A 24,052-nucleotide genomic window follows, 5' to 3' on the forward strand; every position below is an offset into this window, starting at 1 on the left:
TATTTAAGTTCTTTTAATCATTTCACCGGTTTCAATAATTTCAGGTAGATGGTCGTTGAACCACCTGAATCTATTTACAACCATAATATGCGTTCCGCCTTTAACGATGATCGCATTGTCAATATTTTTTACTGGAAAAACTTCATCCTGATCACCGTGAATATGAATTACCTTTTCATCAGGCTTTTCACACTTCCAGTTAACCATTTGTTTTATAGACCAGTCCAGGTACTGCTTGTCTGTAATTGAAATATACTGTTTATATAATTTCGCACGCTTCTTAAGAAATGGTCCAATGGCATACTTCTCAAACTGGTCTACGTAATTCGCAAGACTTGTGGGTACTATTCGAAATAAACCTGTTCTGGCAGCGAATTTCATACGTGGCGGTAACTCGTTCGTACATTTTACGCTGGATATTATAATAAGCCTCTGTAAGTCCAGAAACTTTGCCATCTCCTGTACAATAACCCCTCCAAAAGAAACACCAATCAATACAATGTTCTTATGTTTGATAAACTGAAGCATTCTTTTCGAATAATCTTCAAGTGATTCATCTGTCTCAGGAATTACCCACTCAAGCAAATGTGTTTCATACTTTTCCGCAGATAAAATCAGGTTTTCAAAAATTGTTGGAGCTGCTGCCATACCCGGCATGAAGTAAACATGTGTACGCTTCTGCAAACTAATCTTTTTAACATGCGAGTTACACGAAATGCACTCACAAAATCGTAAATTGAACAATCAAAATTAGCCTTTAATCTTAGACTTTCAAATCTTATAACTCATAAATAATGGATAAAATATTTCACGCTGCAGGATCTCGTGGTACCGCTAATCATGGCTGGTTGAACGCTAACTTCTCCTTTAGCTTTGCCAACTATTTCGATCCTAATAGAACAAATTTCGGACTGCTTCGTGTACTTAATGACGATTACGTTAAATCTGGAATGGGATTTGGCACTCATCCACATAAGGATATGGAGATCATTTCGATTCCACTTCAGGGTGCAATAAGGCATAAAGATTCCATGGACCACACTGCAGTTATTGAGAAAGGCGAAGTGCAAGTAATGAGCGCCGGAACGGGTGTGGAACATAGCGAATTTAATTCCTCTACTGAAGAATTAAACATGCTTCAGATCTGGATCTTCCCCGATAAGAACTCACATGAACCCCGCTATGATCAAAAGAATTATAGCAAACAGTTAGATACTGGTGAGTTGGTTACAGTAGTAGCTCCAATGGATCATGAGGATGAAAATGCCTTGAAAATTCATCAAAACGCCTTCCTGTCAATCCAGAAGACCGAAGCTGGCAGGAATATTGAGTATAACCTAAACGATACCACCAATGGTGTTTACATCTTTATGATAGAGGGAGATTCAGAAATTGATGACTTAAAGCTTTCAAAGCGCGATGCTGTTGGTGTCTGGAATACTCCTAAGGTAAATATTGACGTTAAAAATGAATCAACGGTACTTTTTATTGAGGTACCTATGAATTAATTCTTGAAATATGAATGTAGAAGAAATGAAGATTACAGACAATGAATTCTTGAGACAGTTTGAAACTGAGATTGATGGAGAACTCTGCATTATAGAATATTCTCAACAGGATAGAAAGATCTTCTTGACAAAGATAAAAGTATCTGAGAAAGTTCTGGACAAGCAAAATGATTTTATTGAAGCGGTTCTTTCCAGGATAAGCGAAACCAATATGAGAGTGGTTCCTACGAACCCAACCATTGCCGGTTTCATGCGGAAAAATAGAAGAAAATATAAAGATCTACTTCCTGTAGGGATTAATATTTAAACTAATTCTTCCTGAAGCATTTCGAATCTTACCAGGCCATCTTCATCGATCTCGGTAAGATTCACTTTTTTCAGTGTATTTACCATCTCCGGATTCCACGGTGCTTTTACCTTCACGTAATTTTCTGTAAATCCATGGATATAACCTGATTTGTTCTCTCCTTCAAATAAAACCGTTGATGTATTCCCAAGCTGACTTTCATAAAAAGCTCTGCGTTTTTTAGCAGATAAGCCTCTCAGCATTTTACTTCTCTTCTTTCGCACTTTTAATGGCACTACTCCATCCATCTCTGCTGCCGGAGTATTATCCCTTTCGGAATAGGTGAAAACGTGAAGGTATGATATATCCAATTCCTGAAGAAAATTATAAGTCTCCAGAAAATGCTCATCAGTTTCACCCGGAAAGCCAACAATGACATCAACTCCAACACAGGCATCTGGCATAACTGATTTGATCTTATTTACACGATCTACATATAGATCACTAAGATAGCGCCTACGCATACGCTTTAGCATATCGTCACTTCCACTTTGAAGTGGAATGTGAAAATGAGGTACAAAAGTATTACTTGAAGATACAAAATCGATCGTTTCATTTTTCAGCAGGTTTGGTTCTATAGACGAGATTCGTAGTCTTTCGATCCCTTCAACTTCATCCAGTGCCTGTACGAGCTCAAGAAAAGTATGCTCGTGCTTTTTATTTCCGAATTCACCTTTCCCGTAGTCTCCAATATTTACTCCTGTGAGAACGATCTCTTTTATTCCCTGTTCTGAAATTTCCGAAGCATTCTGAAGAACATTTTCAAGACGGTCACTTCTGGAAATTCCTCTAGCCAAAGGAATGGTGCAATAAGTGCACTTATAATCACATCCATCCTGAACTTTCAAAAAAGCCCGGGTACGATCACCTATAGAATAAGAACCTACGTAGAAATCGGCTTCATCGATCTCGCAGCTATGAACTTCACCATGATCATTCTTGGTGAGGTCGTTCAGGTAGTCTGTGATTTTGAATTTTTCAGTAGCACCCAAAACAAGGTCTACGCCATCTACTGCAGCTAGTTCTTCCGGTTTTAATTGAGCATAGCAGCCTACTGCAATAACGAAAGCATCTTCATTTGCTTTCTGCGCATGCCTGACAATTGTTTTGAATCGTTTATCTGCATTTTCAGTAACAGAACAGGTGTTGATCACGTATATATCTGCCGCTTCATCAAACTCCACCCTCTGGAATCCTTCGTTCTCAAAAGATCTTGCGATCGTGGAAGTTTCGGAAAAATTCAGCTTACAGCCAAGGGTATAAAATGCTACTTTTTTTGCGCTCATGATCAATTCGTCTAATCCTGTATTTCGGGCTGCAAAGATACCAACTTAAAGTGTTTCTAAAAAATCAATTATCAAGCTGAAAATCAAATGATCAACTGTGGTTTTATCAGTTTAATCCCGTCGCCATTTCGCGGAATAATCGAAAATATGCTCCATGATCTTTTCATCGGCGGCGGTGAGCTCTACTCCCCGGCGTTGCATTACCAGTCTGGCGGTCTCAAAAACCTTGGTAAGTTTGTATGTTGTCATTCCTGCACTTCCACCCCAACTATAAGACGGAATAAAATTTCTAGGGAAACCACTTCCAAAAATATTAGCACTCACTCCAACTACGGTCCCAGTATTAAACATGGTGTTGATACCACATTTACTATGATCTCCCATTATAAGTCCACAGAACTGCAACCCGGTATCCGCAAATCTTTCTGTCTCATAATCCCACAAACGAACGGCGGCGTAATTATTTTTAAGATTGCTGTTATTGGAATCGGCACCTATATTGCACCATTCACCAAGTACAGAATTTCCTAAAAAGCCATCATGCCCTTTATTAGAATTCTGAAACAACACAGAGTTACTGATCTCACCTCCCGCTTTGCATGAAGGTCCAATGGTAGTAGCGCCATAAATTTTAGCACCCATTTTAATCGTTGCAGATTCTCCTAGTGCGAAAGGGCCCTTAATGAGCGATCCTTCCATAACTGTAGCATTTTTACCAATATAAATAGGGCCATCGCTAGCGTTCAATGAACAGTTCTCTACGCTTGCACCTTCTTCAATAAAAATGTTTTCTGAAACTTTGGTGTAATTTGAAGAATCTATTTTCTGAGAAGTTCTTCCTTTGGTTAAATGATCAAAATCTAACTGAATAGCTTCTGCATTTTTAGAGAAGATATCCCAGGTATGAGCAACGATAAAAGGCTTTCTGGATGATTCTTTAAGCTGAAGATCTTCAGGAGATGGTTCAGAATTCCCTTCAAACTTATATGCTATTAAGATGTCTTCAAAAACTAATTTTTCACCATGCTGTAGTGCTGAAATTTCCTCCAGCAGTTTATCATCCGGTAATACGGAAGCATTGATAAAGATGTTTGAACTCTCTAATTTTAATGGCCACTTTTCTGAAAGATATTCTTCAGTTTTAGTTGAAGTAGTAGCATTTAATCGTTGCTCCCATTTTTCACGGATAGTTAGTATCCCAATCCGTAGATCGGCTACTGGTCTGGTGAATGTAAATGGTAAGAGATTATTTCGGAAAGTACCGTCAAATAGAATATAGTTCATATCGTATGCTTTAATTCAGCAAAAATAAAGTTTCCAGTGAAACGGGCTGCTGCTAAAATGAAAAAAGCCGCTAAAAGCGGCTTTGTATGTCGAAAATTCGGAAGAATTACTTCTTCTTGAATTTTGAGTATTTGTTCTTGAACTTGTCAATTCTACCTGCAGTATCCAGTAATTTGGTCTGTCCAGTATAGTATGGATGAGAAGTTCTGGAGATTTCCAGTTTTACCAACGGGTATTCAGTTCCGTCAACTTCAATAGTTTCTTTTGTTTTTGCTGTAGATTTAGTTAAAAATACGTCTTCATTAGACATGTCTTTAAATGCTACTAATCTATAATTTTCCGGATGGATTCCCTGCTTCATCGCTTTGATCTTTTAATTTTCGAGGTGCAAATTTAACTAATTACTACTTACGAACAAATAAAATTGAAAAAAGTTTTTATTTATTATTGAGTGTAACGTTTCCTTATATTTGTTAACTAACTGCTAAACTAATCAAACTTTACTTGAACAATGGAAACTCCAGCTAAAAAAATTTCTTCATCCTATGGTTTATACTTAGGATTATCTCTAATTCTAATTGCAGTACTAGCTTACGCCTTTGACCTGAGTTTATTTACTAAATGGTGGTTTGGGATATCAATGCTAGTATTTGTCATCATCATGGCATGTATGTCAACTAATAAAGCTAAAAAAGTTAGCACAAACTTATTCAGTTTTAAAGATGCATATGGCGCTTACTTTTTAACAGTCTTTATTGGAACATTCATTTCCCTAGTATTTGGAATTATTTTATTTAATGTAATAGATTCGGATGCTGCTAGAACTTTGAACGAACTTACCATTGAATCGACTGTGAAGATGATGGAAGGTTTTGGTTCTCCGGAATCTCAAATCAACGAAACGGTTAAACAATTACAAGAAACTAATCAATTCTCCATCATGAACCAATTGAAAGGTTACGGCTTTCAACTAATTATGTATGCGGTAATAGGATTAATTGTAGCTTTGATCTTTAGAGAGAAAGATAAGACAAACGCATAATTGATGCAGATATCGGTAGTTATACCATTACTCAACGAAGAGCAATCTTTGGTTGAATTATATAATTGGATCGCAAAAGTATTGCGATCCAATTCCTTTTCTTATGAGATCATCTTTATTGATGATGGCAGCACAGATGGTTCCTGGAAAACGATCGAATCACTTTCTGAAGCCGATGATCGTGTAAAAGGCATACGTTTTAATAGAAATTATGGGAAATCTCAGGCCCTGCATGCTGGGTTTATCGAAGCCCAGGGTGATGTGGTCATCACTATGGATGCCGATCTTCAGGACAATCCTGATGAGATCCCAGAATTATACGCCCTAATTAAGGAACAGAAATATGACCTTGTTTCAGGATGGAAAAAGAAGCGCTATGATAATGTGGTCACCAAAAACCTTCCTTCCAAACTATTTAATGCTGCCGCTAGAAAAACTTCCGGAGTAAAATTAAATGATTTCAATTGCGGACTAAAGGCTTACAGAAAAGAGGTTATCAAGAACATCGATGTCTACGGTGAAATGCATCGATACATTCCTGTACTTGCAAAAAATGCCGGTTACAGTAAGATCACCGAAAAGGAAGTTAAACACCAGGCCAGGAAATATGGTAACACAAAATTTGGCGCCAGTAGATTTATTAATGGCTTCCTGGACTTAATTAGCATTTGGTTTCTTTCCAAATTTGGACGCAGACCTATGCACCTTTTTGGAGCTCTGGGCGTTCTAATGTTTATCATTGGTTTTGTTTCTGCCTTTCTTATAGGTGTCTCCAAGCTTTATAAACTTTATCACGGCTTACCCAACGTACTGGTAACTCAAAATCCATGGTTCTATATTTCACTCGCGGTGATGATCATAGGAACACAGTTTTTTCTTGCTGGTTTTCTGGGAGAGCTTATTCTTCGTTCAAAACGTGAGAAAGAGCGCTACCTCATACGAAAAACCACCAGTAATATTTAGTACCTTTCTCGTATTAATCATTATTTTTGTTTAGCAAAACCAACTAATTATGGCAACAAATAAACCTGAAATTCTTCAGAAGGCACAGGCGTGGCTTACTGATATTTTTGATGCAGACACTAAAACCGAGATCAACCGACTTATAAATGATGATCCGGGTGAACTGGAAGAAAGCTTTTATAAAAATGCTGAATTTGGGACAGGTGGAATGCGCGGTGTTATGGGCGTTGGTACCAACCGAATCAACAGGTACACTTTGGGTAAAAACACCCAGGGACTTTCAGATTATTTGAAAAAATCTTTTCCTGGAGAGCAGGTTAAAGTGGCGATTGCTTACGATTGCAGACATAATAGTGATAGGCTTGCCAAAGTTGTAGCAGATGTCTTTTCAGCGAACGATATCAAAGTATATCTCTTTTCTGAACTACGACCGACTCCTGAATTATCATTTGCCGTTAAAGAATTAGACTGTCACTGTGGGATCGTGCTTACCGCAAGCCATAACCCACCAGAATATAACGGTTATAAAGTTTACTGGCAGGATGGTGGCCAGTTGGTTCCACCACAAGATAAAGAAGTGATCGAAACTATTAATAATCTTGACTATACTGAAGTTAAATTTGAAGCGAACGAATCACTTATTGAAAAGATCGACAAGAAGGTTGACGATTCATTTGCAAAAGCTTCCGTAGAAAATGGAAGTTTTGATACTTCAGCTACCGCAAAGAGTAATCTTAAAGTAGTATTTACTTCTCTACATGGAACTTCTATTACGATGGTTCCTGAAGTTCTGGAAATGGCAGGATTTAATAATGTTCATATTGTTGAAGAGCAGCGTAAACCAGATGGTAATTTTCCAACAGTGAAATCACCAAACCCGGAAGAACCTGAAGCATTAAAGATGGCTTTGGAAAAGGCTGAAGAAATCCATGCAGATATAGTTATTGGAACCGATCCGGATTGTGACAGACTTGGAGTTGCCGTTCGTGATTTGGATGGTAAAATGGTACTTCTTAATGGAAATCAAACCATGTTGGTGATGACCTGGTTTCTTCTGGAGGAATGGAAAAAACAGGATAAGATCAAAGGTTCAGAGTTTGTTGCTTCTACCATAGTTTCCACTCCAATGATGAAGAATTTAACCGAATCTTATGGAGTAGAATATAAAGAAGTTCTTACAGGATTCAAATGGATCGCAAAACTGATCAAGGACCACCCGGAAATGAACTTCATTGGTGGTGGAGAAGAAAGTTTTGGTTATATGGTGGGTGACTTTGTTAGAGACAAAGATGCGGTAACCGCTACCCTACTTGCCTGTGAAATCGCAGCAAAAATGAAAGCGGAAGGAAAATCTTTTTATCAGAAACTTCTTGAACTTTATACAGAACATGGTCTTTTTCGCGAAGAACTTATATCCCTTGTAAAGAAAGGAATACAGGGAGAGCAGGAGATCAAGCAAATGCTGGTAGATCTTAGAGAAAACCCATGGGAAAAGATCGATGGTGAAAAAGTGGTATTAGTAGAAGACTACCACGCCTCTACTGCAAGAAATGTTTTAGAGCGAAATGAGTCTGTTATCGATATTCCGAAATCCAATGTTCTAATTTATTATACTGAAAATGGAACGAAGATCGCGGCAAGACCAAGCGGTACAGAGCCAAAGATCAAGTTTTACATCAGCGTAAATTCTCAGCTCGATGATATTCAGAATTATGATGCTGAAAATCAGAAATTAAGTGATAAGATTGCCCGAATCAAAGATGAATTAAAACTGGGCTAAATTTCTTTAAATGACCTATTTTAGAAAGATCATGATGTTCGCAATGCCGTACAGGAAGTTTGCGATCCTCAATATTATATGCAATATCTTCTATGCGATATTCAGTACATTATCGTTTATCGCGCTAATACCTGTTATCCAGGTACTTTTCGATAAAACAAAAAGGGTTGCTGAGAAACCAGTTTATACCGGAATTTCTAACGCTAAGGATTATTTTTCAGATTACTTTAATTACGAGGTCACGCAGAGGGTGAACGAGGATGAAGTTGCCGCACTTATATTTATCTGCGGAATTGTGGTTCTCCTCTTCTTTCTCAAAAACCTGTTCGGCTATCTTAGTTCGTTCTTTCTAACATTTCTTCGGAATGGCGTATTACGCGACCTTCGTGATGCGATGTATAAAAAGATACTTGCCTTACCAGTATCCTATTTTTCAGAAAAAAGAAAAGGTGATACGATATCAAGAATCACTGCCGATGTAAACGAGGTTCAAACTTCTTTTCTTTCCATTCTGGAACTTATTGTACGAGAACCGCTTACCATATTATTTACAATCCTGGCAATGTTGGTAATGAGTGCGCAATTGACGCTCTTCGTTTTTATATTTCTTCCAATCGCTGGTTTTATCATTAGTTTGATTGGAAAGCAATTAAAGCGGAAGTCGAATCTTGCTCAGGAAGAAAACGGTCATTTTCTTAGTATCGTTGAGGAGACACTATCAAGTTTAAAAATCGTAAAAGGTTTTAATGCAGAAAGTAAATTTTACAACAAGTTTCAGCAAAGCACAAACCGTCTCAAGGAGATTCTGAATAGCCTTATTAACAGGCAAAACCTCGCATCACCTACCAGTGAATTCCTGGGGATCTTTGTCATTGTAGTGATTCTATGGTTTGGTGGAAACATGGTTCTTGTCGAAGAATCACTGGATGCAGCAACATTTATAGCTTTTCTGGGGTTAGCTTATAACATTCTGACACCTGCAAAACAAATTTCTAAAGCTACTTACAGCGTGAAGAAAGGTGATGCCGCAGCAGAAAGAATCCTGCAGGTTCTCGAAACACCATCTACCATTACAGACCATCCAGACGCCGTTGATAAGAAAGATTTTGAGACTGGCATCGAGATCTCGAATGTGGATTTCGCTTATGAAGATGATAAAGTATTAAAGCAATTCTCTATCGATGTCAAGAAAGGTGAAACTGTCGCTTTAGTAGGACAATCTGGATCTGGAAAATCTACCATTGCAAATTTGATCACCAGGTTCTATGATGTAAATGCTGGAACTATAAAGATCGACGGAATTGATATCAGGAAAATGAAGAAATCTGATCTCCGGGATCTACTTGGTCTGGTTACCCAGGATTCAATATTATTTAATGATACTATTCGGAATAATATCGCACTAGGTAAACATGATGCTACAGATGCAGAAATTATCGACGCTTTAAAAATTGCCAACGCCTGGGAATTTGTAAAAGAACTTCCAAAACAGCTGGATACAAATATTGGAGATAGCGGAAATAAATTGAGTGGTGGCCAGAAGCAACGTTTATCTATCGCTAGAGCTGTACTTAAGAATCCGCCAGTAATGATTCTAGATGAAGCCACTTCTGCCCTGGATACTGAAAGCGAGAAGCTGGTTCAGAAAGCTTTGGAGAATATGATGAAGAACCGTACCTCTATCGTGATCGCGCACAGATTATCTACGATACAGAATGCAGACAAGATCGTCGTAATGCAAAAAGGTGAAATTGTGGAACAGGGAAAACATCAGGAATTGATCGATGCCAATGGCACTTATAAAAAGCTGGTTGCAATGCAGTCCTTCGAATGATCATATAAATTAACGACATAAAAAAAAGGATGACTACATAGGTATCATCCTTTTTTTAATTATTATTCTCACTTGGGGCAGCAAGAATAATGCGATATAATTCAATTTTTAAGGGGCAAAAAAAGGATTAAATCTTTTAACTGTCGTAAATATACGTTAAAATACATACCGGCCAAATTTATTTTGCATTTAATCCGAAAATACTTCCTTTCGTCTGGCTGCAGTGTTATTTTGTAAGTTAATCTTTACAAACTTTTATTTCCATCTCTATTTTGACCGATGATCGAATTGAATATCTTTGCATTGAACGTCCATTATGTCCAACACACGAGAAGCTGAACAGGATCTTATCTTAAGATTGCAGAAGCAATCAACTTCCCAGGAAGCTTTCAGGGAATTGATCACGCTTTATAAAGAGCGTTTGTACTGGCATATCCGGAATATTGCAAAAAGTCATGATGATACAGACGATATTTTGCAGAATACCTTCATAAAGATCTTCAGAAATATTGATAAATTTAAAGGAGATAGCAAACTGTACAGCTGGATTTACCGTATCGCGACTAACGAAGCGATCACATTTATCAATAAAAAAGCCCGACGCCTAAAGATCACTTCTGAAGAGTTACAGGATCAAATTATCGATAATCTTGAAAGTGACGTATATTTTGAAGGAAGTGAAATACAATTGAAATTACAAAAAGCCATCGCCACGCTTCCGCAGAAGCAACAACAGGTATTCAATATGAAATATTTCGAAGAACTGAAATATAGAGAAATGGCAGAGATTTTGAGTACTAGTGAAGGAGCCTTGAAAGCTTCGTATCACATTGCGACCAAGAAGATCGAAGAATTTTTAAAGTCGAATTAAACCATTACTAAAAAACCAAGTCATAAGTACGATGAAAACCGATAATTTTAAACATAAGAACAATTCTGGATTCAAAGTCCCGGAAACTTATTTCCAGGATCTTGAAAACAGTCTTATGAATAAGATTTCTGACGACAATGAACTACCCGCAATCGAAAGTTCTGGCTTTACGACGCCTGATGATTATTTCGATAAGTTGGAAGATAGTATCCTGTCAAAAACCGTTGCTCCTGAAACCAAAGTTGTACCGTTATTCAAAAAAGAATACTGGCTATATGCTTCGGCCATCGCTGCAATAATGGTCATTATGCTTGGCAATTTCTTTCCTTCTAACCAAACTAATGATCTTGGATGGGATGACATAGAGGTTACGGCATTAGAAAATTACCTGTACGACAGTTATGAAATGGGAAGTATCGACCTTAATAGTGTTGAATATTCAGATTTAATAACTCAAGGTGATCTGGAAGCTGACTTTACCGAAATTGATACTGAAGCAGCTTTCGAATATATTGATGAGAACGTTGAAGATCCATCTTATATAATGGACTAATTATGAAAAAATACCTACTAATAATTCTATTTCTTTTGCCAGCGAATATTTTACTGGCCCAGGAAAAAAACGAAGATCGGGAAGCACAACACAAGAGGATCAAAGCTTTGAAAGTGGCTTTTATTACTCAGGAACTCGAGCTTACCGATAAACTGGCTCAGGAATTCTGGCCAATTTACAATGAATACGAGCGTAAGAAGAGAAAACTTCATGAACGTGAGCATATCGAACTGGAGGATGTAAATTGCTATAATGAGAAGCAGGCAGAAGATCTTCTAAATGAATTCCTTTCTGTTGAAAACGAGGAATACAAGATCAAGAAACAACTCTTCAAAGACTTGAAGCAAATCATTACAGCGAAAGACATTATAAAATTACACAAACTCGAGGACGAATTTCATAAAAAGCTCATTAGAGAATACAGAGCGAAAAAGGGAAATAATAAATCGAGTGACGAATAATATTGGTTAAGTATTTGGTTAGAATGAAACGGCCCGACTTTAAAAGTCGGGCTTGTTTTTTATTTAAATATAAGCTTCGCTACTCTTCCACTCCCAGCGGCATATGCAGTGGAATCATTGATGAATCTAATGGTGAAAAATCCTTCATCACTAAGTTCTGACCAGGTCTCTCCACTATCCTTACTATAGTTGATGCCTTCAAAACCTACGGCAATTAATTCCTTCCCAGCACCACCAGGAACGAATCTAACCGAACTTCTATAGCCGGGCTCCTGCCCTTCCGCAACCAGATTCCAGGTTTTACCGCCATCTGTTGTAATTGCCTTGTTTCCTTTGTTTTCTTTAGACTTTGTATAATCTCCACCAATAATGAATCCTATTTCAGAATTAAAAAAATCTACACTATAACCTCCAGAAGTGGCAGTTCCCTGAATAAGCGGGGTATCAAAAATTTCCCAATTCTTCCCTCTATCTGAAGAGTATAAAATTCTCGATTTCATTCCACCTGTCAGAATCCAGGTTTCATCCTCGTAAGTTGCAATATTTGAATTACTGGCTGCAAAAGCTGCTTCACCCACGGCAGCATCAGGTAATTGATCACAGTCAAGTTTTTCCCAGCTTTTCCCTGCGTCTCTTGTGATTATAATAGAAATACAGCCATCAGTAGGATCGCCCATCGCAATTCCTTCGGTATCATTCCAGAAAGTCATAGAGTCATAAAATGCTTTCTCATTATCTTCTTTGTAAACCAGTTCTAACTGGCCATTATTGCCAGTTTTGTATAATAGCGCCGGACTTCCTACACCAAGCATAAAAAAGTCGTTCGATGTGCTGGCGATAGCTCGAAACTCGGGATAAATACTATTGTAAGCCTGAGTATTCGTCTTCCAGGTATTATTCGCTGCATTATACAACCCATAAGTTCCCTTATTAGCTGCAAAGGCCAGGTTCTCACCAATCACCTGGATCGCCCTGATGCTCAATGAATCATCTTCAAGTATATTTTCGACATGAACTTCTCTAAAGGTTTTATGCTTACTTGTAGAAGCCGAATCGTCAGCTTTAGACTCATTATTATTTTTGCAACCTGCAGTAAGGACTAATAGAAGTAGTACCAGTTTTTTCATAAAATAGATTTGATCCAAATATAGATTTTTCCGAATCAAAAAAACGTAACTTTGCCGGCTTAAAGAAGAATTATGCGCCTACACAGAAATCTCGTTTTTGCAACTATAGATGCTCTTGCTGAAATTTTCAACGATGGAAAATATGCCGACAAGGTAATTGAAAAGACGCTTAAGCGTGATAAAAGATGGGGATCAAGAGATCGCAGTTTTATAGCTGAAACCACGTACGATATAGTTCGCTGGAAAAGGTTATATGCTGAAATTGCTGAAGTAAAAGAAACATTTTCCAGAGAAGACCTGTTTAGGATCTTTGCTGTCTGGTGTGTACTTAGAGGTGTTAAGATCCCGGAATGGCCACAATTTGATGGAACTCCGGTGAGACGAATCAAAGGGAAATTTGACGAACTAAGTAGAACCCGAAAATTTAGAGAATCTGTGCCAGACTGGCTGGATGAACTTGGTGTGGAAGAGTTAGGTGAAAAGATCTGGACGCAGGAATTGAGCGCGTTGAATACACAGGCTCCGGTAGTTCTAAGAGCCAATAGCTTAAAAACTGATCCTGATAAACTGGCTGGTATTTTACTGGAAGAAGGAATAGAAACTAATAAAGTTAGAAATTATCCTGAGGCACTGGAACTAAAAGAGCGCTCTAACGTATTTAGAACAAAGGCCTTCCAGGATGGTCTTTTCGAAGTTCAGGATGCAAATTCTCAGCGAGTGGCAGAATTTCTTGACGTACAACCAGGAATGAGAGTTGTAGATACCTGCGCAGGCGCAGGTGGAAAAACCCTTCACCTGGCTGCACTTATGGAGAATAAAGGCCAGATCATTGCGCTAGATATTTATGGAAATAAATTGAAGGAATTAAAACGACGTGCAAAACGTGCTGGCGCTCATAACGTAGAGACCAGAAGTATTGAGACCACGAAAGTGATCAAGAAATTATATAATTCGGCAGACAGGGTTTTAATTGATGCTCCATGTAGCGGACTTGGGGTTCTTAGTAGGAATCCAGATGCGAAATGGAAACTACAACCAGAGTTTCTAGGAAAGATCAACCATACTCAAGCTGAGATCCTTCAGCAATATTCCAGGATCTTGAAAAAAGGTGGTAAAATGGTGTATGCAACTTGTTCAATTCTACCTTCAGAAAATGATAAGCAGGTTCAGAAGTTTCTAAAAACAGAGGAAGGCAAAGAATTCCGTTTGTTAAGAGAAAAGAAGATTCTATCCAGCGAAAGTGGCTATGACGGATTTTATATGGCCTTACTGCAAAAAGAATAAAGAGAAAAAGCGACCTTTAAAGTCGCTTTTTTTATTGAATCAATACTAATTTAATTTTGTCTGAACTTTCTCGTACAAAGTTTCCAACAACTTGTTCATCTTGCTCAAGTCTGGATATCAGTTCCTCACATAATGTCTCGCAATTGATTTCAATTTTCTCATTTATAAGCAATCTTTCGTTATCCTTCTCTACAAAATTATGTTGCCCCCACTTCAATTGTATCTCAAAAACCTCATCTGCCGGCACTTCAGTCTTAGATATTAGTTGATCTAAAACATAGCGTATTGAGGAACCATCTTGTAGAGGGTTTTCTATATAATATTTTCTAACCCTCAGGTCGTAAATGAAACCTGGTTCATATTCAAATCCCTCTATCCAATCATAAAAATACAACCAATTCTCACTACCTATTTTCTCATCTTCCTGAGAAAGCATTACCAGCGTTGGAGCAAAACCGAATGCAGTAGCTCTATGATGATCAATTCTAAGGTTTACTACCTCAGAGCGGTTTACTACTTCAGAACCCGAAGCATCCCCTTTTAAGGAACAGGATATTGCGCTAAAACTTAATATAAAGGCGCAAATAATTAAGATTGATCGATTGAAATTCATGATGATGATTTTTATAAAAAAAAGATAAGAAATTAGAGGCGTTAAAAGAAATATTCCTTTTCTAAACTTTCAAACTAGAGCAGAAAAAATCTTAAATTTGTGTCCTGTTCAAAACAACACAAACACAACTTACATGATCCTTTTCTTCGGAAATCAAACTACCAAGGTTTTTGCGGTTGAAACGCACTCCAACCTTTCTGCTCAGTCTATTTCAAAATTAAACTGGCTTTTTGGAAATACTCTTCGAATAAATAAATCTGCTCTTGCAGATTTTTTTGTTGGTCCACGTGCCGCAATGATCACTCCCTGGAGTACGAATGCTGTAGAGATCACTCAAAATATGGGGATTACCGGAATCATTAGAATCGAGGAATTTCTAAAGGTAGATGAACATTTCTCTGATTTTGATCCAATGTTATCCCAGAAATACAAGCAACTCGATCAGGAGATTTTTGATATTCATGTTGAGCCTAAGCCAATTATAGAGATCGATGATATCGCAGCCTATAATAAACAGGAAGGATTAGCCTTAAATGCTGAAGAAGTCAAATACCTTGAGGATCTTTCAGATAAACTGGATCGAAAACTTACAGATTCTGAAGTTTTTGGTTTTTCCCAGGTGAACTCAGAACATTGTAGACATAAGATCTTTAATGGAACTTTTGTTATCGATGGCAACGAAAAACCAGTATCTCTTTTTAAACTGATTAGAAAAACTTCCGAAGAAAATCCAAACGAGATCGTTTCAGCATACAAGGATAATGTCGCTTTTATAAACGGACCTGTAGTTGAACAGTTTGCTCCCAAAGCTCCCGATGTCCCAGAATATTACGAAATTAAGGACTTTGAATCTGTTATTTCCATTAAAGCTGAAACTCACAATTTCCCTACGACCGTGGAACCATTCAACGGAGCGGCTACTGGTAGTGGTGGAGAAATCAGGGACAGGCTTGCTGGTGGGAAAGGTTCGCTTCCTTTGGCAGGAACTTCAGTTTATATGACCTCATATTCCAGACTTGAAGAAGATCGACCATGGGAAAATGGAATGAAAAAAAGAGAATGGTTGTACCAGACTCCAATGGATATTTTAATAAAAGCATCTAATGGAGCTTCAGATTTTGGTAACAAATTTGGTCAGCCACTAATTTCAGGATCTGTACTTACCTTCGAACATAGCGAACACGATCGCTCTCTGGGTTACGATAAAGTGATTATGCTTGCCGGTGGTATTGGCTACGGAAAAAAGGATCAGGCATTAAAGGATATTCCCGAAGAAAATGACAAGATCGTCGTTCTTGGAGGAGAAAATTATAGAATTGGAATGGGTGGCGCTGCCGTTTCCTCAGCAGATACTGGTGCATTTAGCAGTGGTATAGAATTAAATGCCATACAGCGTTCCAATCCGGAAATGCAAAAGAGAGCTGCAAATGCCGTTCGCGGAATGGTAGAAAGCGAACACAACCCCATAGTTTCTATTCACGATCATGGCGCCGGTGGTCACCTGAACTGTTTGAGTGAACTGGTAGAAGAAAAAGGTGGAAAGATAGATCTGGATAGTTTACCTGTTGGTGATCCAACCCTTTCTGCTAAGGAGATCATTGGAAATGAATCCCAGGAAAGAATGGGACTGGTCATTGGCGAGAAAGATCTCGATACCCTAAGAAGAGTCGCAGATCGTGAACGTTCTCCAATGTATGAAGTTGGAAATGTGACAGGTGATTACAGATTCACCTTTGAAGGTATGAAGTCTGGCGATAAACCAATGGACCTTGCTCTGGCAGATATGTTTGGGAGTTCGCCTAAAACAATCATGGAAGACAGGACGATTACTCGTAATTATAGTAAACTCGATTATCAACAAGAGAAAATTCACGAGTATTTACAACAGGTTTTGCAACTAGAAGCTGTCGCCTGTAAAGACTGGCTTACTAATAAAGTGGATCGCTGTGTTACGGGACGCGTGGCTAAACAACAAACTGCAGGACCTTTACAATTACCTTTAAACAATTGCGGAGTGATGGCTTTAGATTACAACGGTAAAGAAGGAGTTGCCACCTCAATTGGACACTCCCCTATTTCAGCATTGATCGATCCGGTAGCTGGCTCACGTAATTCTATTGCAGAGGCTTTGTCTAATATCATCTGGGCTCCTTTAGAAAAAGGACTTAAATCTATATCACTTTCCGCAAACTGGATGTGGCCCTGTAATAACGAAGGTGAAGACGCAAGACTTTATGAAGCAGTAAAAGGAATTTCAGATTTTGCTATTTCTCTAGGGATTAATGTACCAACCGGAAAGGATTCGCTTTCCATGAAACAGAAATACAAAGATGGCGATGTTCTGTCGCCAGGGACGGTGATAATTTCTGCTGCCGGACATTGTGATAATATCAAATCGGTTGTAGAACCGGTACTAAAGAAGAACGCAGGAAGTATTTATTATATCAATCTTTCCGGAGATGATTATAAACTTGGAGGCTCTACTTTCGCTCAAATTCTGAATAAAGTTGGCGATGAAGCTCCTACTGTAAAGAACGATGAGCGTTTTAGCAAGATCTTTAATGCCATGCAATCCATGATCAAGAGCGATATGATCGCTGCGGGTCACGATGTGGCTTCGGGTGGATTGATCACAACTTTACTTGAAATGTGTTTTGCAGATATTAATCTGGGTGCAGATCTTGATTTAAGTTCGTTAGGCGAACAAGATATCATCAAACTGTTTTTTAATGAAAACTGCGGAATAGTATTTCAGGCTAAGGATGATACTGCGGAAGCCTTTATGAAGGAACTTGGTATAGACTATTATAAGATTGGTACTGCGACTGAAGGTGCAGCCCTAAATATTAAAGTTGGTGATGATGACTTCCATTTTCATATTGCTGAATTGAGAGATACCTGGTACAAAACCAGTTTTCTACTGGATGAGCGTCAAAGCGGGATCGACAAAGCAACCGAACGATTCAATAACTATAAGAAGCAACCACTGGAATTTAAATTTCCCGAACATTTTACTGGGAAGTTACCTGAACTGGATGCTAAGAAACCGCGAATAAAAGCAGCCATTATTCGTGAAAAAGGTTCCAATTCTGAAAGGGAAATGGCCAGGGCTATGTACCTAGCAGGTTTTGATGTGAAAGATGTGCACATGACCGACCTGATCTCTGGAAGAGAGAACCTTGAAGACATACATTTCATTGCAGCTGTTGGAGGATTCTCAAATTCAGATGTTCTTGGCAGTGCAAAAGGATGGGCTGGAGCATTCTTATATAATAAAAAGGCGAAAGCCGCACTGGAAAATTTCTTCCGTAGAGAAGATACGCTGAGCCTGGGAGTTTGTAACGGATGTCAGTTGTTTATCGAACTGGGACTTATTAATGCTGAACATGAGCAAAAACCAAAGATGCTACACAATGAATCGCAGAAATTTGAATGTAATTTTACTTCCGTAGAAATTCCACAAAACAATTCTGTTATGCTTTCCACATTATCGGGAAGTAAGCTAGGAATATGGGCCGCACACGGTGAGGGTAAATTTAGTTTCCCGTATGAGGAAAACCGTTATAACATTGTAGGTAAATATGCTTATGAAGGCTATCCTGCAAATCCTAATGGGTCACATTATAATGCTGCCGCACTTACAGATGCAAGCGGTAGGCACCTGGTAATGATGCCACATATGGAACGATCTACTTTCCAATGGAACTGGGCACATTATCCAGATGGACGCAAGGATGAAGTTTCACCGTGGCTGGAAGGCTTTGTAAATGCCAGGAAATGGCTGGAGAAATAAAATATGAAAAAGGAACCATTCGGTTCCTTTTTTGTTTTCAATTTGGTAGCACACTTATCTGTAGCTGTCAGTTTACCCAAACTATAAGATCCATAATCTTCTTTGAAATTATAAATTCGGAAGCGAGAAATGCATTATCCTGGTAGAGATTGAATCCACAAGTGCGCTGATACATTCAAAGAAGAGATGAGTAAATTTAATTGAACTGAAATGTTCAAATTTTTTTTGATTGGAAAAGTATTTAGATTTCAGCGGAAAAAAATCATTTGATAAAGCTGAATTGTGATTGATACTGAAGAGTTTAAGGAATAATTAACAGTATTTAGAGATAGTATTTATAAGTCACATTTTATTAAATACTCAAACAATAAGATTTTTTTTTATCATATTTGATTTGAATGAGCTTTGAAAATTACTATTTTGCAAGGTATATCTAAAATCTTTCCTTTTCATGAACGACATTAAACGTCTATTTGACTTTCCTTACTATCAATTAGAAAATCATCCACTGGATGTTGCTTTTGCTACTAAATATGATGGAAAATGGGAAACTGTTTCGACTCAGCAATATATTGATAAGGCGAATGCAATTAGTCGGGGACTTCTTCGACTTGGCGTGAAACCGAATGATAAAATTGCAGTTATCTCCACTAATAATAGAACTGAGTGGAATATAATGGACATTGGAATTCTTCAGATTGGAGCTCAAAATGTGCCAATCTACCCAACCATTTCCGAAGAAGATTACGAGTATGTTCTGAATCATAGTGGAGCCACGTATTGTTTTGTTTCAGATGAAGAGATCCTTGGGAAGCTAAACAGCATCAAGGCTACGACCAGCCTGCTGGAAGTTTATAGTTTTGATGAGATCGCTGGCTGTAAGAATTGGAAAGAAATACTATCATCTGGAGAAGATAAGGCCAACCAGGATGAAGTAGAACAACTTAAGAAAGCAGTTACAGAAGATGATCTGGCTACCTTAATTTATACTTCCGGAACTACAGGAAGACCAAAAGGTGTCATGTTAACACACAAGAATATCGTAAGTGACGTACTTGGAAGTGCGCCACGTGTGCCATTTGATACCGGAACTTACGTAGGTTTAAGCTTCCTCCCAATTTGCCATATTTTTGAGCGAATGATCCTTTATCTATACCAGTATTATTCAGTATCGGTTTACTTTGCTGAATCTATCGAAAAGATAAGCGATAACCTGAAAGAGGTTAAGCCACACGTAATTACTGCGGTTCCAAGATTGCTGGAAAAAGTATACGATAAGATCATCGCTAAAGGAACTGCCCTTGGCGGAGTAAAACAAAAATTATTTTACTGGGCTGTAGAGCTTGGACTTGAATATGAACCATACGGACAGAACGGCTGGTGGTATGAGACGAAATTAAAACTTGCCCGTAAACTTATATTTTCCAAATGGAAAGAAGGTCTGGGGGGAAATATAGACCTTATCGTATCTGGAAGTGCAGCATTGCAACCAAGACTCGCCAGAGTTTTCGCTGCTGCTGAAATTCCGGTAATGGAAGGTTATGGTCTAACAGAGACATCTCCGGTGATCGCAGTGAATGACGAACGCAACGGAGGTTTCAGAATTGGAACTGTTGGAAAAGTTCTGGATAATGTAGAAGTTAAAATTGCTGAAGACGGAGAAATTCTGACGAAAGGGCCTAACGTAATGAAAGGTTACTATAAGGATGAAGAAAAGACCAGAGAAGTAATTAATTCTGAAGGATTCTTCCATACAGGAGATATTGGAGAGATCGATAAAGATGGTTTTCTTAAGATCACAGATCGTAAAAAAGAGATGTTCAAAACATCTGGAGGAAAATATGTTGCTCCGCAGCTTATTGAAAATACCATGAAGCAATCAAGATTCATTGAGCAAATCATGGTTGTTGGAGATGGTGAGAAAATGCCGGCAGCTTTGATCCAGCCCAATTACGAATTTATTACTGAATGGGCTCAGAGAAAGAATATCGATCTTGGCTCAGGTGATCCTGCAGATATATCACGTAATAATATGGTACGTGAACGTATTCAGGAAGAAGTAGATTTCTACAACCAGAAATTCGGGAAATGGGAAAGAGTCAAGACATTTGAATTAACTCCAGAACCATGGACGGTAGAAGATGAACACCTTACTCCTACTATGAAGCTAAAGCGACGTAATATTCGTGACCGATACCAGGATCTTTATGAAAAACTATACGGTAGATTCTAATCTATCATTAAGAATATGCTAATAAAAACTCCCCATCTACTGGGGAGTTTTTTGGTTTTAGGAATTTAAATAGCATTAAAACAACATATTAGTATTTTTAAAGACATTTTATTATGCATGCATAATATTTTTTCCTAACTTTGGAATCAATCCAAAATCCCCCATGAAGGAGAAAACCATAGATTATGTTTTACGTGCCACCTGGATGGCTGTTTCTAAAATGTATAATGAAGAAGCAGGTAAGGCTGGAAGTACGATGGCTACAGGTTTTGCCTTATTGAGTATAGATCCGGAAGATGGAACTCCATCTACCTCCTTGGGTCCAAAAATGGGAATGGAAGCTACCAGCCTTTCGCGAATTTTGAAAACTATGGAAGAAAAAGGTTTAATAGAAAGAAAACGTAATCCACATGATGGACGTAGCGTGCTTATCTATTTAACAGATTTCGGAAAAGAAATGCGCGATTATTCCAAGCGAGTAGTTTTGAGATTCGATGAGTCTGTAAAAGAAAATGTGAGCGATAAGGATCTTAAAACTTTTATACAGGTGGCAAACACGATCACTGGTCTTATTAGTGAGAAGAAAATATATACTGAAGAAATTAGTGTAAAACAATAATAAACCAGGCCTAACAGGTTTGGTTTTTTTGAACCATAAAAATCAAATAATGAAAAGAAGGATTAATAAAGTTGCAGTTATTGGGTCCGGTATAATGGGAAGTGGTATTGCATGTCATTTTGCAAATATTGGAGTAGAAGTACTTCTACTTGATATCGTTCCCCGTGAGCTCAATGAAAAAGAACAGAAAAAAGGTCTTAGTCTGGATGACAAGGTGGTTAGAAACAGGATCGTAAATGATGCTTTAACAGCTTCGGTAAAGTCCAAACCATCTCCAATTTATCACAAGGACTTCGTTAACCGTATCACTACCGGAAACCTTGAAGATGATATTTCAAAAGTTTCTGAAGTAGATTGGATCATTGAGGTTGTTGTAGAACGTCTGGACATCAAAAAGCAGGTGTTTGAAAACCTTGAAAAGCACAGAAAACCAGGAACTCTTATAACTTCAAATACTTCAGGTATTCCTATCAATTTCATGACCGAGGGAAGATCTGATGATTTTAAAAAGCATTTCTGCGGAACTCACTTCTTTAATCCACCAAGATATTTAAGATTATTTGAGATCATTCCAGGAAAAGAAACTTCTTCTGAAGTTTTAGAATTCCTAAAAATGTATGGTGAAAAATTCCTTGGGAAAAATGCTGTATTAGCAAAAGATACTCCTGCCTTTATAGGTAATAGAATTGGTATCTTCTCTATTATGAGCTTATTCCACACCGTGAAGGATATGGGAATGACCATTGAAGAAGTTGATAAGCTTACTGGTCCCGTTATAGGACGCCAGAAGTCGGCAACCTTTAGAACGGTAGACGTAGTTGGTTTAGATACTTTAGTGCATGTTGCAAATGGACTTCATGAGAATGTTCCAAATGATGAGCAGCATGATCTTTTTGCTTTACCAGGTTTTATCGACACCATGATGGAGAACAAATGGCTGGGAAGCAAAACTGGTCAGGGATTCTATAAAAAGATAATAAATAAAGATGGTTCAAGTGAGATCAAATCTCTGGATCTTGATACCATGGAATATAGAGATCGTAAAAGTGCGTCTTTTGCAACCCTAGAAATGACCAAGTCTATAGATAATGTAGCAGATCGTTTCGAAGTATTGATCAAAGGAAAAGACAAAGCCGGTGATTTTTACAGAAAGAATTTCTCTGCACTATTCGCTTACGTGTCGAATCGTATTCCTGAAATTTCAGATGAGCTATACAAGATCGATGATGCCATGAAAGCTGGTTTTGGATGGGAACATGGACCATTCCAGATCTGGGACGCTATAGGTGTTGAAAAAGGTATTGAAATGATGAAAGCTGAAGGTTATGAACCTGCAGCCTGGGTAAGTGAAATGCTGGAAAATGGAAGCAAAAGCTTCTACAGTGTGAAAGATGGTAATACTTACTATTATAACATCGATGACAAGAAGCAAACTAAAGTTCCTGGTCAGGATTCATTTATAATTCTTGATAATATTCGAGAATCTAAAGAAGTATTCAAGAACAGCGGAGTTGTAGTGGAAGATCTTGGTGACGGAATCCTTAATGTTGAATTCAGAAGTAAAATGAATTCTATTGGAGGTGATGTTCTTGATGGAATAAATAAGGCTATAGATATCGCTGAGAAGGATTATCAGGGTCTTGTAGTCGCTAATGATGGAAAGAACTTTTCTGTAGGAGCGAATATTGGAATGATCTTCATGATGGCAGTAGAGCAGGAATACGAAGAATTAAACATGGCGATCAAGTATTTCCAGGATACCATGATGAGAATGCGCTACTCCTCTATTCCAACAGTAGCTGCTCCGCACGGTATGACACTTGGTGGTGGATGTGAGCTTTCACTTCATGCCGATAAAGTTGTCGCTGCGGCAGAAACCTATACTGGGCTTGTAGAATTTGGTGTTGGAGTAATACCAGGTGGTGGTGGAACCAAGGAAATGACGCTTCGTGCTTCTGATACTTATGAGAAGGATGATGTGGAATTAAACCGACTAAGAGAAAATTTCCTTGCAATCGGAATGGCAAAAGTATCTACTTCAGCATATGAAGCATTTGATCTTAATATTCTTCAGAAAGGAAAAGATATTGTAGTGATCAATCCAGACAGACAATTGGCGATCGCTAAGAAACATGCGTTATTGATGGCAGAAAATGGTTATACCATGCCAATCAAACGTACAGACATCAAGGTGTTAGGTAAGCAGGCACTTGGAGCATTTATGGTTGGAACAGACCAGATGGCTGCAGGGAAATACATTAGCGAGCATGATCACAAGATCGCAAACAAACTGGCCTATGTAATGGCCGGTGGAGATTTATCATCCAGCCAGATGGTAAGCGAACAATATTTACTTGATCTTGAAAGGGAAGCATTCCTATCCTTAACCGGGGAGAGAAAAACGCTGGAACGCCTTCAGCATATGTTGAAAAAAGGAAAACCTTTGAGAAACTAA

General features: G+C 38.2%; 20 protein-coding genes. 14 read left to right on the forward strand and 6 right to left on the reverse strand.

What is annotated here, in order from left to right; genetic code table 11:
• Positions 1-3: 3 nt before the first annotated feature.
• Positions 4-684 (reverse strand): alpha/beta hydrolase, encoded by a 681-nt coding sequence (locus tag ABVM50_RS13045; RefSeq protein WP_405198960.1) that lies wholly within the window; start codon positions 682-684, stop codon positions 4-6.
• A 110-nt stretch (positions 685-794) separates the two neighbouring features.
• On the opposite strand from ABVM50_RS13045, the gene ABVM50_RS13050 reads away from it, so the two are divergent.
• Entirely contained in the window at positions 795-1,508 is a 714-nt protein-coding gene (locus tag ABVM50_RS13050) for a pirin family protein (RefSeq protein ID WP_405198961.1), read from the forward strand.
• A gap of 10 nt (positions 1,509-1,518) precedes the next feature.
• Positions 1,519-1,815 (forward strand): GNAT family N-acetyltransferase, encoded by a 297-nt coding sequence (locus tag ABVM50_RS13055; protein ID WP_141877914.1) that lies wholly within the window; start codon positions 1,519-1,521, stop codon positions 1,813-1,815.
• Here ABVM50_RS13055 and mtaB read toward each other — a convergent pair.
• The 3 genes from mtaB to ABVM50_RS13070 form a co-directional block, all read right to left on the reverse strand.
• The gene (gene mtaB, locus ABVM50_RS13060; RefSeq protein WP_405198962.1) at positions 1,812-3,140 is read right to left on the reverse strand and encodes a tRNA (N(6)-L-threonylcarbamoyladenosine(37)-C(2))-methylthiotransferase MtaB; all 1,329 of its coding nucleotides are present in this window, start codon (positions 3,138-3,140) and stop codon (positions 1,812-1,814) included. The two genes, ABVM50_RS13055 and mtaB, sit on opposite strands and share 4 nt — an antisense overlap.
• 111 nt (positions 3,141-3,251) lie before the next feature.
• Entirely contained in the window at positions 3,252-4,424 is a 1,173-nt protein-coding gene (locus ABVM50_RS13065; protein ID WP_405198963.1) for a GlmU family protein, read from the reverse strand.
• A gap of 106 nt (positions 4,425-4,530) precedes the next feature.
• Positions 4,531-4,785 (reverse strand): type B 50S ribosomal protein L31, encoded by a 255-nt coding sequence (locus tag ABVM50_RS13070; RefSeq protein WP_026916023.1) that lies wholly within the window; start codon positions 4,783-4,785, stop codon positions 4,531-4,533.
• 150 nt (positions 4,786-4,935) lie between these two features.
• Between ABVM50_RS13070 and ABVM50_RS13075 the strand changes: the two genes are divergently transcribed.
• From ABVM50_RS13075 to ABVM50_RS13105, 7 genes are all read left to right on the forward strand, one after another.
• Positions 4,936-5,466 (forward strand): DUF4199 domain-containing protein, encoded by a 531-nt coding sequence (locus ABVM50_RS13075; protein ID WP_322300472.1) that lies wholly within the window; start codon positions 4,936-4,938, stop codon positions 5,464-5,466.
• A gap of 3 nt (positions 5,467-5,469) precedes the next feature.
• The gene (locus tag ABVM50_RS13080; protein WP_405198964.1) at positions 5,470-6,429 is read left to right on the forward strand and encodes a glycosyltransferase family 2 protein; all 960 of its coding nucleotides are present in this window, start codon (positions 5,470-5,472) and stop codon (positions 6,427-6,429) included.
• Between the two features lie 49 nt (positions 6,430-6,478).
• Positions 6,479-8,209, forward strand: a complete 1,731-nt coding sequence (locus ABVM50_RS13085) for a phospho-sugar mutase (protein ID WP_405198965.1) — start codon at positions 6,479-6,481, stop codon at positions 8,207-8,209.
• A 10-nt stretch (positions 8,210-8,219) separates the two neighbouring features.
• The gene (locus ABVM50_RS13090) at positions 8,220-10,043 is read left to right on the forward strand and encodes an ABC transporter ATP-binding protein (protein ID WP_405198966.1); all 1,824 of its coding nucleotides are present in this window, start codon (positions 8,220-8,222) and stop codon (positions 10,041-10,043) included.
• A 316-nt stretch (positions 10,044-10,359) separates the two neighbouring features.
• Complete coding sequence (locus tag ABVM50_RS13095) at positions 10,360-10,914, forward strand: RNA polymerase sigma factor (RefSeq protein ID WP_405198967.1); 555 nt, start codon at positions 10,360-10,362, stop codon at positions 10,912-10,914.
• A 31-nt stretch (positions 10,915-10,945) separates the two neighbouring features.
• Positions 10,946-11,467, forward strand: coding sequence for a hypothetical protein (locus ABVM50_RS13100; protein WP_405198968.1), 522 nt, complete (start codon positions 10,946-10,948; stop codon positions 11,465-11,467).
• Positions 11,468-11,469: 2 nt separating this feature from the next.
• Positions 11,470-11,928: a hypothetical protein gene (locus ABVM50_RS13105; RefSeq protein ID WP_405198969.1), complete on the forward strand. Its 459-nt coding sequence runs from the start codon at positions 11,470-11,472 to the stop codon at positions 11,926-11,928.
• Positions 11,929-11,987: 59 nt separating this feature from the next.
• On the opposite strand, the gene ABVM50_RS13110 is transcribed toward ABVM50_RS13105, so the two are convergent.
• Positions 11,988-13,055 carry a WD40/YVTN/BNR-like repeat-containing protein gene (locus ABVM50_RS13110; protein ID WP_405198970.1) on the reverse strand — a complete coding sequence of 356 codons (1,068 nt, stop codon included), beginning with the start codon at positions 13,053-13,055 and terminating at the stop codon, positions 11,988-11,990.
• Positions 13,056-13,127: 72 nt separating this feature from the next.
• On the opposite strand from ABVM50_RS13110, the gene ABVM50_RS13115 reads away from it, so the two are divergent.
• Positions 13,128-14,339, forward strand: a complete 1,212-nt coding sequence (locus ABVM50_RS13115; RefSeq protein WP_405198971.1) for an RsmB/NOP family class I SAM-dependent RNA methyltransferase — start codon at positions 13,128-13,130, stop codon at positions 14,337-14,339.
• 31 nt (positions 14,340-14,370) lie between these two features.
• On the opposite strand, the gene ABVM50_RS13120 is transcribed toward ABVM50_RS13115, so the two are convergent.
• Positions 14,371-14,952, reverse strand: a complete 582-nt coding sequence (locus ABVM50_RS13120; protein ID WP_405198972.1) for a DUF4377 domain-containing protein — start codon at positions 14,950-14,952, stop codon at positions 14,371-14,373.
• Positions 14,953-15,085: 133 nt separating this feature from the next.
• On the opposite strand from ABVM50_RS13120, the gene purL reads away from it, so the two are divergent.
• The 4 genes from purL to ABVM50_RS13140 all read left to right on the forward strand — a co-directional run bounded on the left by purL (position 15,086) and on the right by ABVM50_RS13140 (position 24,052).
• Complete coding sequence (gene purL, locus ABVM50_RS13125) at positions 15,086-18,745, forward strand: phosphoribosylformylglycinamidine synthase (RefSeq protein WP_405198973.1); 3,660 nt, start codon at positions 15,086-15,088, stop codon at positions 18,743-18,745.
• 451 nt (positions 18,746-19,196) lie between these two features.
• Positions 19,197-20,978: an AMP-dependent synthetase/ligase gene (locus tag ABVM50_RS13130; protein WP_405198974.1), complete on the forward strand. Its 1,782-nt coding sequence runs from the start codon at positions 19,197-19,199 to the stop codon at positions 20,976-20,978.
• 163 nt (positions 20,979-21,141) lie between these two features.
• Complete coding sequence (locus tag ABVM50_RS13135) at positions 21,142-21,597, forward strand: MarR family winged helix-turn-helix transcriptional regulator (RefSeq protein WP_295179317.1); 456 nt, start codon at positions 21,142-21,144, stop codon at positions 21,595-21,597.
• Between the two features lie 49 nt (positions 21,598-21,646).
• Positions 21,647-24,052, forward strand: coding sequence for a 3-hydroxyacyl-CoA dehydrogenase NAD-binding domain-containing protein (locus ABVM50_RS13140; protein ID WP_405198975.1), 2,406 nt, complete (start codon positions 21,647-21,649; stop codon positions 24,050-24,052).

It is taken from the genome of Christiangramia sp. LLG6405-1 (genome assembly GCF_045055805.1).
Classification (GTDB): domain Bacteria; phylum Bacteroidota; class Bacteroidia; order Flavobacteriales; family Flavobacteriaceae; genus Christiangramia.